17 protein-coding genes are annotated in these 12,132 nt (G+C 64.9%); 10 read left to right on the top strand and 7 right to left on the bottom strand.

Annotation, left to right across the window (positions count from 1 at the left end; translation table 11 throughout):
* Nucleotides 1-345: 345 nt before the first annotated feature.
* On the bottom strand, nucleotides 346-1,260 hold the full coding sequence (locus L1892_RS24055) for a sulfite exporter TauE/SafE family protein (protein WP_235726289.1): 915 nt from the start codon (nucleotides 1,258-1,260) through the stop codon (nucleotides 346-348).
* 237 nt (nucleotides 1,261-1,497) lie between these two features.
* Between L1892_RS24055 and L1892_RS24060 the strand changes: the two genes are divergently transcribed.
* Genes L1892_RS24060 through L1892_RS24075 form a run of 4 tightly spaced genes read left to right on the top strand, consistent with a single transcriptional unit; the run spans nucleotide 1,498 to nucleotide 3,620 of the window.
* Nucleotides 1,498-2,094, top strand: coding sequence for a hypothetical protein (locus L1892_RS24060; protein ID WP_235726290.1), 597 nt, complete (start codon nucleotides 1,498-1,500; stop codon nucleotides 2,092-2,094).
* The gene (locus L1892_RS24065; RefSeq protein WP_235726291.1) at nucleotides 2,022-2,693 is read left to right on the top strand and encodes a hypothetical protein; all 672 of its coding nucleotides are present in this window, start codon (nucleotides 2,022-2,024) and stop codon (nucleotides 2,691-2,693) included. Before L1892_RS24060 ends, L1892_RS24065 begins: the two co-directional genes overlap by 73 nt.
* Nucleotides 2,690-3,289: a DUF3558 family protein gene (locus tag L1892_RS24070; protein ID WP_235726292.1), complete on the top strand. Its 600-nt coding sequence runs from the start codon at nucleotides 2,690-2,692 to the stop codon at nucleotides 3,287-3,289. Before L1892_RS24065 ends, L1892_RS24070 begins: the two co-directional genes overlap by 4 nt.
* Entirely contained in the window at nucleotides 3,264-3,620 is a 357-nt protein-coding gene (locus L1892_RS24075) for a hypothetical protein (RefSeq protein ID WP_235726293.1), read from the top strand. Before L1892_RS24070 ends, L1892_RS24075 begins: the two co-directional genes overlap by 26 nt.
* A gap of 65 nt (nucleotides 3,621-3,685) precedes the next feature.
* On the opposite strand, the gene L1892_RS24080 is transcribed toward L1892_RS24075, so the two are convergent.
* The gene (locus L1892_RS24080) at nucleotides 3,686-4,171 is read right to left on the bottom strand and encodes a hypothetical protein (RefSeq protein ID WP_235726294.1); all 486 of its coding nucleotides are present in this window, start codon (nucleotides 4,169-4,171) and stop codon (nucleotides 3,686-3,688) included.
* A 407-nt stretch (nucleotides 4,172-4,578) separates the two neighbouring features.
* A complete protein-coding gene (locus L1892_RS24085) occupies nucleotides 4,579-4,959 on the bottom strand; it encodes a DUF5997 family protein (RefSeq protein ID WP_235726305.1) in 381 nt (126 codons plus the stop codon).
* A gap of 41 nt (nucleotides 4,960-5,000) precedes the next feature.
* Here L1892_RS24085 and L1892_RS24090 point away from each other — a divergent pair, with 41 nt between their 5' ends.
* Complete coding sequence (locus tag L1892_RS24090) at nucleotides 5,001-5,765, top strand: LysR family substrate-binding domain-containing protein (protein WP_268900643.1); 765 nt, start codon at nucleotides 5,001-5,003, stop codon at nucleotides 5,763-5,765.
* A gap of 193 nt (nucleotides 5,766-5,958) precedes the next feature.
* Nucleotides 5,959-7,401, top strand: a complete 1,443-nt coding sequence (locus L1892_RS24095) for a hypothetical protein (protein WP_235726296.1) — start codon at nucleotides 5,959-5,961, stop codon at nucleotides 7,399-7,401.
* 43 nt (nucleotides 7,402-7,444) lie between these two features.
* Here the strand turns inward: L1892_RS24095 and L1892_RS24100 are convergent, their stop codons facing one another.
* Nucleotides 7,445-7,861 carry a hypothetical protein gene (locus L1892_RS24100; RefSeq protein ID WP_235726297.1) on the bottom strand — a complete coding sequence of 139 codons (417 nt, stop codon included), beginning with the start codon at nucleotides 7,859-7,861 and terminating at the stop codon, nucleotides 7,445-7,447.
* 111 nt (nucleotides 7,862-7,972) lie between these two features.
* On the opposite strand from L1892_RS24100, the gene L1892_RS24105 reads away from it, so the two are divergent.
* Complete coding sequence (locus L1892_RS24105) at nucleotides 7,973-8,425, top strand: alpha/beta fold hydrolase (RefSeq protein WP_372475475.1); 453 nt, start codon at nucleotides 7,973-7,975, stop codon at nucleotides 8,423-8,425.
* Between the two features lie 131 nt (nucleotides 8,426-8,556).
* Here the strand turns inward: L1892_RS24105 and L1892_RS24110 are convergent, their stop codons facing one another.
* Nucleotides 8,557-8,859: a toxin gene (locus tag L1892_RS24110; protein ID WP_129912470.1), complete on the bottom strand. Its 303-nt coding sequence runs from the start codon at nucleotides 8,857-8,859 to the stop codon at nucleotides 8,557-8,559.
* On the bottom strand, nucleotides 8,856-9,083 hold the full coding sequence (locus L1892_RS24115; protein WP_235726300.1) for a ribbon-helix-helix protein, CopG family: 228 nt from the start codon (nucleotides 9,081-9,083) through the stop codon (nucleotides 8,856-8,858). The genes L1892_RS24110 and L1892_RS24115 overlap by 4 nt, the downstream gene beginning before the upstream one ends.
* Before the next feature lie 123 nt (nucleotides 9,084-9,206).
* Here L1892_RS24115 and L1892_RS24120 point away from each other — a divergent pair, with 123 nt between their 5' ends.
* From L1892_RS24120 to L1892_RS24130, 3 genes are all read left to right on the top strand, one after another.
* On the top strand, nucleotides 9,207-9,458 hold the full coding sequence (locus L1892_RS24120) for a hypothetical protein (RefSeq protein ID WP_235726301.1): 252 nt from the start codon (nucleotides 9,207-9,209) through the stop codon (nucleotides 9,456-9,458).
* Between the two features lie 209 nt (nucleotides 9,459-9,667).
* Nucleotides 9,668-10,309, top strand: a complete 642-nt coding sequence (locus tag L1892_RS24125; protein WP_235726302.1) for a hypothetical protein — start codon at nucleotides 9,668-9,670, stop codon at nucleotides 10,307-10,309.
* 136 nt (nucleotides 10,310-10,445) lie between these two features.
* The gene (locus L1892_RS24130; RefSeq protein WP_235726303.1) at nucleotides 10,446-10,910 is read left to right on the top strand and encodes an SRPBCC family protein; all 465 of its coding nucleotides are present in this window, start codon (nucleotides 10,446-10,448) and stop codon (nucleotides 10,908-10,910) included.
* Between the two features lie 52 nt (nucleotides 10,911-10,962).
* Here L1892_RS24130 and L1892_RS24135 read toward each other — a convergent pair whose 3' ends face one another.
* On the bottom strand, nucleotides 10,963-11,622 hold the full coding sequence (locus L1892_RS24135) for an NADPH-dependent F420 reductase (RefSeq protein WP_235726304.1): 660 nt from the start codon (nucleotides 11,620-11,622) through the stop codon (nucleotides 10,963-10,965).
* Nucleotides 11,623-12,132 lie beyond the last annotated feature (510 nt).

Raw genomic sequence — 12,132 nt, forward strand, 5'->3', positions numbered from 1 at the left:
ACCCTTACACCGCAGGACCCACCTACCTCTCCAGGCACACCGCCCACATCACGCGATCTTCCTCACCCCACATCTTGTGGTCGCCAGAACCTGTTTCACGCACCGTCAATCAGGAAGAGCCCTCAAACCGGCTGTGAACGCGCCCCCTGCGTCCGCGTTGATTGCGCGCGTAAGTTCTGCAATATCCGCCGAGATTCGTGGGCAGGTTTCCATCCAAAGTTCGACGACTCCAGGAGACTGCATGTCCGCGGATACTGGGCCGATGATTTGTCCATCAAATGAGCTCGCGCTGGGTACTAAAGGGTGATGAATAGCTTGGCCGATTGGTGGAGTCGCGGCTGGGTCTCACACCCCAGCCCGCCGATCCTGCCAGTTCGTTGCCTTGAGCCCGTAGCGGGTGCGTACCAGCATCCACCCGACGGTCCCGCCGACCAGCGCGACGCCCGACCCGACGAGCGTGAACAGGTTGCTGACACCCAGCATCTTCAGTCCCGCGGTCAGCAGCACCAGCGCGAGCGCGCGACGCACCAGACCGGCCGATGCCCGTGACGACAGTCGGGCCCCGAAGTAGGCGCCGGGAATGCTGCCGACCAGCAGCGGTGCCACCACGCTCCAGTCGACGTCGCCGAACAGGAGGTGGCCGGCGGCGGCCGCGATGACCAGGGGGACGGCTTGGGCGAGGTCGGTGCCGACCAGTCGGTTAGCCGTGAGCAGCGGGTACATGGTCATCAGCGCGATGATCACCAGGGAGCCCGAACCGACCGAGGTCAGGCCCACCACGAGTCCGCCGATCACCCCGACCAGCACCGTGGGCACCACGCGCACGGCGATGTCGTTGCCGGACGGGCCGGCGGCCGACGCTTGGCCGGTCATGTTCTGGCGCAGGGTGAGGTAGGCGCGGCCGACGAGTCCGGCCGCCGCGATCAGCAGGACGACGCCGAGCGCGGTCTTCACGAATTCGCTGACCCCGGCCAGTGGGCCCACCCAGGCGATCACCAGCGCTCCGCAGAACGCGGCCGGCACCGACCCGACCACCAGCCAGAGCACGATCTTCCAGTGGATGGTGCCGTTGCGCATGTGCACCACGGTTCCGACGGGTTTGGTGGCGGCGCTGACGACGAGGTCGCTGGAGACGGCGGTCAGCGGGGGAACGTTGAACAACAGCACCAGCGTGGGGGTCATCAGTGCGCCGCCGCCCATACCGGTCAGGCCGATGACGATGCCGATCCCGAAGGCGGCAATGGCCATCTCGTAGTTCATCGGTGTCGTTCCTCGTTCATCTCAACTCGTCGGACCGAGGATAGGCCAGCGGCTGGGACGTTCCCCTAGCGGCTCACGCCGCCGATACCTCGAACCGAGTCAACCGACCCACTTGATACGGTCGAATCCGACCTGCACGGGGGTGCGGGGTGACGATCGGGGGGGTCGGGACGGTTGCGGGAAGTACTGAAGGCTGATCCGGAGTGGATCAGCGGGTTGGGGAATCATGTCCTCGGGTTGCAGCGCAACGTCGTCTCGACGGTGAATCTGGTCAGCAGCCATTCCGGGTCGACCGGCGAGTTCAAAGGGTTGATGAGTGCGCTCAAAGTGCCCGTCGACACCCTGTGCGAGGCCACGGTCACCCGCCAGAGCACGCTGAGCCCCGCGTTGCACGGCACCAGTGTCAGCCTCAAACAGGCGGCGTGGGACTACACCAGCACCGACCGTGAAGCCGGAATCGGGATCGCCCGTACGACGTATCAGGAATACAACAGCAACCCGTTCATCACGCAGCTAGAAGTGGATCTCGGGTTGGCCGAGAATCCCGTGACCCGAGTTCCGGTCGTCGAGGACGTACCCGGGGCCAAATCTCTCGCCGCGCCACGCGAGATCGACGTCGACGCCCCGCCGAACGAGAGCGTGGACTGGAATGCGCTGATTTCAGAGACCGCCGGGTGCTGGGCGACGCCGATTCCTTCATCAAGGACCTGTCGGGTTGGAGCCCGATCGAGGAGGCGCTGGATCCGGTTGCGGGTAATTGGATGGAGCTCAAGCGGATCGGCAAGACCTACGGGAAGTCCGGCGCCGCGTTCGACACGATCGCCGGTGATCTGACGAGTGGTCACAAAGAGATCGACGACCATTGGGACGGCAAGGCCGCGGTGGCCTACACGGCCTACAACGTCGACATGGTGAAAGGACTGAACTGGGAGGGTTCGGTCGGTCGCCTCATTGAGCAGGGGATGTCGGTGGCCGCGGATCAGCTCGAGGAGGCCGCGAAGGCCATCATCGAACTGGTCAAGAAAGGGCTCTCGCGGATCGTCAAGGTCGACAGTTTCACCGGAGCATTGAAGTTGGCCGCCAAGTTCGTGCCCGGTGCGGGTACCGCGGCAGCCGTTGCCGAGGTCACCGCGATGCTCGTTGATGTCTCGTTGGAGGTCAACGACCTGATCGAGGAATTGAAGAGAGCGATCGACGCGTTGAACACGTTCCTCGAATTCTGCAAGGACCCCATCGGGTTTGCCCGTGGCAAAGCCGAAGGCAAGGTCAAAGAGGAACTGCAGCCGTTCACGGACTTCCTCGAAGAAGCGGAGACAACCCGCCAGCTGGTCGTGGATGTCGACACCGCGCTGGATCTGGAACGAGTGACCGAGAGGCCGACCGAAGCCTACGAACCAGGAGACGGAGAGAAGCTATGGGAGGACGCGTCGTGAGGACCGCGGCCAAGGCGTCGGTGACCGCTGTGGCGACGCTGATCGCGCTGACCATCGGGGCATGTGGGGACAGTTCCCCCGACGACGCCCCCCAGGCGACCGGAACGCCGACGACGTCGACTGCGCCGGTCGAAACGCAGCGGGAGAGTCCGACCGCGCTGACCGGCCAAGACATCTGTGCCGTTCTCACAGACGACGACCTCGCTCCACTGCGTGACGGCGCTGTCACCAAAGAACCGGAGCCCACCGATGATCGGGGTCTGCCCGGGTGTGAGTGGCCGCTCAGTGACGGCTATGGCGAACTCAAAGTCGAGGTCTTCCAGCCCGTCGACCCGTCGATCATTCTTGAGAACGCGGTGCTCAGTGAATTTTCGATCGCCGGCGGGACCGTGTATCAGCAGACCGAGGACGGGCAGTCGTCGTGTCGCGCCCTGGTGAAGACCGCAGACACGCCAGACGGCTTCCTGCTCCGGGTTCTGGTCGATGGAGACGCCGACGACGGCAGCGTTTGCCGCAGCGCCATCCCGCAGACCGAGAAAGTCCTTCAGGCGCTGGGGTGGTGTCATCGTCATGACCAACCCCGCCGGATTCGCTGAGGCGCTGAGCACACTGCAGGGCGCGATGGACGACCTCGCCACCGCGACGATCCGGGCCCGCAACATCGAGTTCCCCGACGTCGAGTTCACCTCTCCTGAGCCAGAACCCGAAGTCGATCCCGGCCGCACGGGTGATGAGCTCGCTGACCTGCGCCGCTGGGCGGCCGACGAGGACGCCCGCAACGCCGAGTTCCGACGACGGGTTGACGAGGCCCTCGAAGTAGAGATCGAAGGTCGCGGCGGCTGGGTCACCGATGAACGGCGTGCGGAGATCATCGAAGACGTGCGCGCCGACATGCTGGCGCAGTTGCATCGTTTCGGCGGTGCCTAGCCGGCTGACGGCGAGGACGAGTCTGTAGCCGCTGAACCCACCGATATGGCCGGAACTGATCTGCGTCAGTCCGGGCAACGCACGGTGTATCGCCAGACTGTGCCGTCTTCGGGACCAGTGACCGTGACAACCACTTCGGACTGCACACCCGGCGGAACGACCACTCGGACGCTGCCGGTGCCCTCGTTGATGTTGTCGCCGACGTAACCGGTGTCCTGGATCAGGCGCCCTTGGTAGAACACCTGAATCCGGTCGGGCAGGTTGACGGTCTCGTAGTCGAGTGTGAACGCAGTCGGGCCGCTGCGGCCCAGCGTATGCCGAGTTTCGGTGACGCCCTGGCCGCCGGACTCGGTCTGCTGGTTGCAGGGTTGCACTGGTGGTCTCGGGCCGAAAAGAAGGTCCAGGCTGCCGAAACCGAGACTCTCCAGACTGCCGGGGTCGAGACCTTCGAGGCTGCCGGAATCGAGGCTGCCCGAGCCTGTGCCGGGAGACTGCGGGGCTGCAGATGAGGTCCCGGCGCTCGATACCGCCAGCGCTCCGGCTGTGGCCACCGCAATGATGCAAGCGCGAAGGTATGTGCCGGCGATGGTTCGAGCGTGACGCTGGTTGTCGATGTGTTGTCTGTCCATGACAGGGCTCCCAAAGAAGACGGGGAACTGACGACTTCGACGATGGTGTGGACAGTGCCATGCGGGTATCGGGCAAATGTACTACTTCGATTACGGCGCAATGACTTTCGTTTTCCTTGCGAACAACGAGGGAGGCGTTTCTGGGCCATCGACTCCCCGGAAAACTCACATGGCATCCGGCCTGACCAACGCCAGACACCAAAGCGCCCCGCCAGACCAGTCGGGGGTTGGTCTGACGGGGCGCCGGGGTGGCTTTCCGACCGGTCCCAGTCGGGGGAGGGGGACCGGACTGAAAGCCTCAGCTTCAACGATAGTTGATTAGCATTTAGCTATTCGCCATCACCCTCCTCGCGCGCCCGCCGCTTGTCTGTGTGCAGCGACTTGATGCGGCGTTCTTCGCGACGAACCTCCTGCTGGGTGGCGCGTTCGGCGGCCAGCCAGTCGGGCATCTCGGCGAGCAGCTCATCAATTTGCGCGGTGGTGAGCGCTTCGGTGATACCGCCGCGGACCAGCCCGGAGTTGGAGATCCCGAGTTTGGCGGCGACCAGGTTCTTCGGATGCGGGCCGTCGGCGCGCAGCGTACGCAGCCAGTCGGGCGGGTCGGCTTGGAGCTCGGCGAGTTCGGCTCGGGTGATGGATCGCTCGCGGAACTCGGCCGGGGTGGCCGGCAGGTACACGTCCAACTTCTTGGCGGCGGTGGCCGGTTTCATCGATTGCGAGCTCATCGGCCGAGGATATCGCGCGGTAGCCTCTGGTCGTGACCACACCCGACGCGACCACCAGCGACGACGCCCCGGTCTTCCGGCTGGCGTTTGTCCCGGGGGTCACGCCGGGCAAGTGGGTGCGGATCTGGGAGCAACGACGGCCCGATGTGCCGCTGGAACTCGTCGCCCTCGACGTCGCCGACTGCGCCGAAGCGATCGGGCAGGGGCGGGTGCAGATGGCGATCACCCGGCTGCCCGATGCGCTGGGGCACGGTGACGCGGGCGCCCACCACAGCATCGACCTGTACGAGGAGACCACCGTCGTGGTGGTGCCCAAGGACCACGTGCTGACCGCGGGCGACGAGATGACGCTGGCCGACCTCGCCGACGAACAACTGTTGTGGCCATTGGACGAACCGTTGACGGTGCCACAACCCCCAGGTTCGGCGGTGAGCCATCGGCCGGAGAGCACCGGCGACGCGATCGAACTCGTCGCCGCGGGGATCGGAGTGCTGCTGGTGCCGCAGTCGTTGGCGCGTCTGCATCACCGCAAGGATCTGGTGCATCGTCCGGTGACCGACGCCCCGACCTCGACCGTGGGGCTGCTGTGGCCGCAACCGACATCCGATCTCGCCGACGAGTTCATCGGCATTGTGCGCGGCCGCAAGACGACGTCGTCGCGCGGCCGCAGCGACGAGGCGCCCAAACGGTCGGCCCGAGAGAAGGCGGCAGCCAAGCGGGCGGCACGCGAAGCGGCCGGGAAGATCCCCGGCAAGAGTGCCCGACGTTCGGGACGTTCCAAGCGTCGGTAACCGCGCGAAGGCGGCTGCCGCAGGCACTCCAGTACGCCGCTCGACCGGACCGACGTATATCGATCGGACTACTTCCCACCCGCCGGTGTCGGTGCCACCCTTGAGTAAAGGCGCTGTTTCGCAAAAGCGAACAGCGCAAAGAGGTTTGAACGTCTAACGAAGAAGTGACGCACGGCCGATCGAGGAGGATCTCATGGCTCGCGTAGAAGGGTTCGAACCGGCGAACAGTGGGCAGACACCCACCGACCCCTGCGGTGTGTGGGGCGACTCCGACACCGGCGCAGGGGTTCTGGGCACCAGCGGGGTTCTCCCGTCCGGAGTTCAGAACGCGCCGACGGGCAACGCCGGCGTCGAAGGGCACGGCGTCGACAGTCTCGGGGTGTTCGGCCGCAGCCAGTTCGGAACCGGCGTACTCGGCGTCACCTTCCAACAGGATGTCGGATCGTCGTCCGGGGTCTTCGGTTCCAGCACCGCCGGCGGCAACGGAGTGACCGGCTTCGTCGGCAGTGCCACCGGTGTGCGTGGGTCGAGTGTGCGCGGTGGCGGCGTGCGCGGCAGTGGCGCCACTTTCGGGGTGCAGGGGGAGAGCTTCGGCGGCTCCACCTCGATCGGCGTGGAAGGTCGCGGCAGCAACGGCGTCGGCGTGCGCGGCAAGAGTCAATCGAACAGTGGTGTCGTCGGGGTCACCACCGGGTCGGGCTACGGCACCTTCGGTCTGCACTTCTCGCAGGATCCGGGCGCCGGTGTGTTCGGCGAAAGCGTTCTCGGCGACGGCGTCGAAGGCCACAGCTACACCGGCTTCGGGCTGCGTGGCGAGGGTCGAGGCGGCGGGGTGCACGGCGTGTCCACCTCCCGCGACCCGGCCGCCGGCGGGATCGTCGGCGAGAACCCGTCCGGTTTCGCCGGGGTGTTCCTCGGGCGCGTCCGCGTCACCGGCTTCCTCGCCAAAGCCGGTGGCGGATTCGAGATCGACCACCCGACCGATCCGACCAACAAGTACCTGCGGCACTCGTTCGTCGAGAGTCCCGACATGCTCAACGTGTACAGCGGCACCGTCAGCACCGACGAGAACGGCCAGGCAGACGTCCGGCTGCCGGACTACTTCGACGCCCTCAACCAGGATGTTCGCTACCAGCTGACCGTCATCGGCGACTTCGCGCAGGCGATCGTGGCGCGCGAGGTCACCGACAACACGTTCACCATCAAAACCGACCGGCCCAAGGTGAAGGTGTGCTGGCAGGTCACCGGAACACGCAAGGACCCGTGGGCGGCCGCCAACCGGCTCGTCGTCGAAGACGACAAGCCCGCCGAAGAGAAGGGCCGCTACCTGCACCCCGCGGCGTGGGGACAACCCGAACAGACGCCGACGGACCGGGAACCCCACCGCACCAACCATCGGCGGCAACTGACCCAGCTGATGCCAGAGCAGCTCAAAGACCGCGTCGAACCCGCGCTGCGCGAGGCCGATCACCTCGACCGGGACGCGTTGCAGCGCTTGGTGACCGAGATTTTGGAGCGGGTGCATCCCCAGGGAGCCGACGAGCGGGAGCGGGTGGTCGGTGGCCGGGTCGAGGAGGAATTGCGGCGGTTGCACGAGGGTGCCGGGCTGAGTAGGCCACCGGAATCCGGCGCCTGACATCTCGCCTGGCGGCGAGTCGATCATCGCCGACGAGACATGCTCAATCCCGCACCTCGCACGCGGCCGTCGTGTACGCCTCACCCCACGAAGAGCCTCGGGTGAGCAGCCTCAGCGCCACCCGAACGCGGGTGATCGACGAACGACCGCGGGCGAGCATCGGCACGAAGGTGGCAAAGGTGTCGATGACCGACGCATGGTCGGCGTGGGCCGCCGCCGCGTTCGCGGCGAGTTCGTCGCCGAACAGCCGAGCCGTTTCGCTCGCGTACCCCACGCAGCCGACATGGGTCAGCAGAGCCATGTAGAAGCATGCGCTGGCCTCGGACGACTCGAGATTCAGCTCCCGCGCCAGCCGCGCCGCCAGCACACCCGAGGTTGCCGCCGTACCGCCGTCGAGGCCGAAGCCCAGGTCGGCAAAGCGGGACAGCCCGACCAGCAGGTCGGCGAGGCGTGCCCTCATTGTTCTCACTCTGGCACGTCGGCCTCGCCGGCAACAGCGTCCACCAGCGGCCAATCGCCCGTCCTGCAGTGAACCGCTCGTGACGGCACGGGCGACGGGAACCCCGACCGGATCGCCGGTCTCCTCCTCGTCGGTGCTCCGCGCTCGCTGCGTGGGATCGGTGATCCGTTCGGTCCAGCATTGCGGGGTCTCGGCGATCCGGTCACCGTGGAGAAGGTCGACGCTCTGGTCGGCGACATTCCGACGATGCAGCCCATTCCGTGGGAAATAATGCAGCGCAACAATGTTGCGGCGACGACGATCCCGGCGCACGTCTGGCGTGCGACATACCAGGCGCTCCTCGACACGCCGCCACCGACTGATGGTGGCACCATCGACGCCCCGACGCTGATCATGTGGGGTGCCGACGACGCGCTGCTCCCGCGGTCCGACGCGGACCTGCTGCACCAAGCGATCGGCGGCAGCGAATTGACGGTGTACCCGGACACCGGGCACCTAGTCCTGCTCGAACGGACACGGTGGGTGGCGCGCGATATCACTGATTTCCTGCACCGGCATTCGTAGTGCCGGCCAAGATCACTGACGTCGGCGCGAGGCTGGAAACTCGATTCTCGGTTCGGAACTCAGCCAGCGAGTCCGAGATCGGCGCGGTGACGGTGTTCTCACTCTGGCGCGCCGGTCGAGCCGGCAACAGGCTACGTGATCAACGCAGTCATCAGTCCCACGGCCTGGCGCAATGCCTCGGCGCCGATATTTCCGATCGGGTCGTCGAGGGCTGTGACCGGAAGCCATTGCACCAGTTCGGGAAGTGCCACACCCTCGGGTTTTCCGACGGCGACGACCATGGCCATCGTGCCTTCGGGGATCGGTCCGGGAATGTAGGGGCACACGATGATACGTCCGGTATCTGCCGCGATATGGATCGAATTCGACAGCACCACAACGTATATCGTGCTATCGGTGTCGCGGCGAGGCGCGATGTCACCGGGAGCGATCACAAGCCGGCAGCCTTGTTTGCCTGATGGATCATGTCGGCATAGTCGTCGATGTTCAGCGCCGGAACTGTGTGCGTCGTGTAATTCGTGAGAGCAATCCGAAGGTGTTCATGTTGCAACGCGCGTTCGATCAGCTCAGACCGATTCAGACCCGCTGCCCGTGCGTCGGCGTCGGCAGTCGCCAAGACCGCACTGTCGAGAGTGATTGACACCTTATCCTTGGCCATATCCCCATAGTACCAACAGTAGGACAACTATATGGCCGTCTGCGATCTTACAGGCGGTGACGTGTTCGGCTCAGGCGAGTTCGGAGGTACGTCGCGAGCACCGGCCTGCTGGTGGAGGCACTGGTGGAGCGCGGCAGCGCCGATGACCTCGCCGAGGCGCAGGCGGCGATCGACTGGCGGGCCGATCTACCCCGCGAGGACGGCTCGGCGGTCCCCGACATCACCCTGCTGCACGCACAAGCGTTGGTGGCGCGTGCCCGGTCCGACGATGACGCCTTCCGCGACGTGGCGGCCCGCTATCTCGCGATGGCGGAATCGCTCGGCTTCGAGGGACATATCGCGTGGGCGCTGGCGATGGCGGATGGGATGTCCTGATCTTGGGTGTTGAGATCGAGCCCGTCGACGATCCCGAACACGATGTCCCTGCTGGCGGGGTTCGGCATCTGCGGCGAACGGCAGCGCAATCCACCACTGCGTTCCCGCCGCACACCCTTTTTCAGCAAGTGCCTCCAATAGATTGCGTTGAACACCTTGCGCACCGGGACCCATGGGTGCGCATCATTCGGTTCAGAAAGGAGGTATCGATGCTCGATCTCGATCCGTACGTCCAGTCATGGATGACTGTCCTTGCCGAGCAGCGCCCGCTATTCCATTCCGAAAGCGACTTCCAACTTGCTCTTGGACTGATCCTCGCGGACCAAGGGCTGACACAGCTGCGACTCGAGAAGAAGATGTCGGTCAGCCAGCCCATCGGCGGCCGTAGCAGCATCTATGTCGACGTACTCGGTGAACTGAACGGACATCGCGTCGCACTCGAACTCAAGTATCCGAAGAGGCATCTGCACACTTGCGTCGGCCGAGAAGTCTTCGACCTGCCGGCATCGGGAGCACCGGACATCGACGCTGCCGCAATCTGGCGCGACGCACAGCGTATCGAACGATTGCTCCTTGACAACACCGTCGACGTCGGCGCCTCGCTGACGCTGACAAACTATCGCTTCTGGAGCGAGCGCAGCATGACCGTCCGGTCGCAAGCGCACCAGTTTCGGCTCTGGGAAGGTCGCACAGTCGAGCCTGGAACACTCCGGTGGCAACTCAAGAATGGACGCCAGGGGGAACAATTCGAGTTGCAGTCGGCCTATCAGTGCCGGTGGCACGATTTCGGCGACGTATGCGACTACGGCTTCCGCTACCTGCTCCTGCAACCACGGCTTCGCCCACAGTGAGGTGCTCGCCGGGATCGTCGCCCGCCGCCAATGTCGTCGACCTTGCCGCGGCCGGCGTCGACAACGTTGAGCACCCATGCCAGGCCTTTGCTCACGTGTCGTTGCCGAACTGCCATTCTTTCGGCACGGTGGAGGTATGAGTGAACAAACGAGCGTCACAGTCGAACGAGTCATCGATCTCCCCGTCGACGCCGTGTTCGACGTGCTGAGTAATCCCGAACGTCACCCTGACCTGGACGGATCTGGGTTTGTGCGCAGCGTCGACCACGCCGATCGCATCCAGCAGGTGGGCGACGTGTTCAGCATGAACATGAACGGCCCCCACATGGGCGGCGACTATCAGACAGAGAACCATGTCACCGGATACGCCAAAGACAAGCTGCTCGCCTGGCAGACCGCACCAGCCGGCACCGAGCCGCCCGGGTGGGAATGGCTCTGGGAGCTGGAATCGCAAGGGCCGAGTACCACTCTGGTGCGCCACACCTACGACTGGTCGAAGGTCACCGACAAGGACCTTCTCGAGAAGGTGAAGTTCCCGCTGGTCACCGAGGATCAGCTCGAGGACACGCTCGGCAATCTGGCCGCAGCCGCCACCGGCTAGACATCATCGATCGTGGACGGGCCCGACTCATCGAGTCGGGCCCGTTGCGTTGTCAGGCCCGCCACTCCACAGAACGCTCCGGCGATGCCTCGGCCAGCGCCTTCAATGTTTTCTCGACATCATAATCCTTGCCGTACACCGGGGTTCCCGGCTGCTGGCGCCACGACTCGGCGAGGAGGCCGGCGTCGACGGGGTCGAAGCCGAGTTCGTCGACGATCCGGGACACGATGTCTTTGCCGGAAGGGTCGTCGCCGGCGATCGGCAACGCGATCCGCCCGGCTGTGCCCGCGGGCGCACCCTTCTCCAGCAGGTGCTTCCAATAGATCCCGTTGAACACCTTGTAGACCGGTACGCCGAGCAGTTCGGACACCCAAACGCTTTCCGGTGTGCCGTTCTCGATCGCGTCGATCTTGCCGTCGCGCTGCTGCGGGTAGTAGTTGTTGGTCTCGATGACCGGCGCATTCTGTTTGCGGGCGTCGAGGATTCCTGGCGCGAGGTCGGGGGTGTTCTTCTGCGGGATGCTGACGATCACCAGGTCGGCGTCCTGGGCGGCGTCGGCTGCCCATACCGCGGTGGCGCCGGTCTCGGCGGCCAGCTCGGCCAGCGTGTCCGGATGGCGGGAATTCGCCACGCGTACGTCGTGGCCCAGCGGCGTGAGACGACGTGTCAGCGTTCCGCCGATGAATCCTGCACCGATGATCCCGATCTGCACGATTGCACCTCATTGTTCGACGATGTGTTGACCATTCGCGCAACGAGCAGATCCGGTGGGTTCATTCCCGACATCGGCCCGTGTGATGAGCGGCTCAGGGCAGTAGGGGTTCGCCTGACCTGACTCTCGTGCGTCCCGTGTTTCCGTGGCGTAGAAACCTCCGGCTGTGGGTCCGGTATCGAGATGACTTCCGGGGTTGATCGGTAGCACTGCGTCGTAGATGGCAGCGTAGGGTTTCCGGTCGCCGGGTAGCGGGTCCGGGTTGCATGTCCCCTTCTGAACGATTCGGCCGCACCGATCCCGCACTCAAGATCGTCGAAGTGGCGGGGATCAGAAAGTCCAAATAGAAGCAACAAAACCGACAAAACCGGCAGCATCAAGAACTGCTTTGTCAGCGGACATGAAAAACTGCCCATGGGCGGTCACGAAAGTGCCCGCTGACGGCCAATAAGGACTGCCCACTGGCGGTCAGGAAACTGCCCGTTGGCGGACACGATTTTGCCTGCACCT

Origin of the sequence: Gordonia tangerina (assembly GCF_021556435.1) — a bacterium.
Classification (GTDB): Bacteria; Actinomycetota; Actinomycetes; order Mycobacteriales; family Mycobacteriaceae; genus Gordonia; species Gordonia tangerina.

Coding starts and splice junctions, on each gene's coding strand:
- L1892_RS24075 (WP_235726293.1), top strand. CDS start 3,264: ATGACCAACCCCGCCGGATTCGCTGAGGCGCTGAGCACACTGCAGGGC.
- L1892_RS24065 (WP_235726291.1), top strand. CDS start 2,022: ATGGAGCTCAAGCGGATCGGCAAGACCTACGGGAAGTCCGGCGCCGCG.
- L1892_RS24055 (WP_235726289.1), bottom strand. CDS start 1,260: ATGAACTACGAGATGGCCATTGCCGCCTTCGGGATCGGCATCGTCATC.
- L1892_RS24125 (WP_235726302.1), top strand. CDS start 9,668: ATGCTCGATCTCGATCCGTACGTCCAGTCATGGATGACTGTCCTTGCC.
- L1892_RS24095 (WP_235726296.1), top strand. CDS start 5,959: ATGGCTCGCGTAGAAGGGTTCGAACCGGCGAACAGTGGGCAGACACCC.
- L1892_RS24100 (WP_235726297.1), bottom strand. CDS start 7,861: ATGAGGGCACGCCTCGCCGACCTGCTGGTCGGGCTGTCCCGCTTTGCC.
- L1892_RS24115 (WP_235726300.1), bottom strand. CDS start 9,083: ATGGCCAAGGATAAGGTGTCAATCACTCTCGACAGTGCGGTCTTGGCG.
- L1892_RS24085 (WP_235726305.1), bottom strand. CDS start 4,959: ATGAAACCGGCCACCGCCGCCAAGAAGTTGGACGTGTACCTGCCGGCC.
- L1892_RS24130 (WP_235726303.1), top strand. CDS start 10,446: ATGAGTGAACAAACGAGCGTCACAGTCGAACGAGTCATCGATCTCCCC.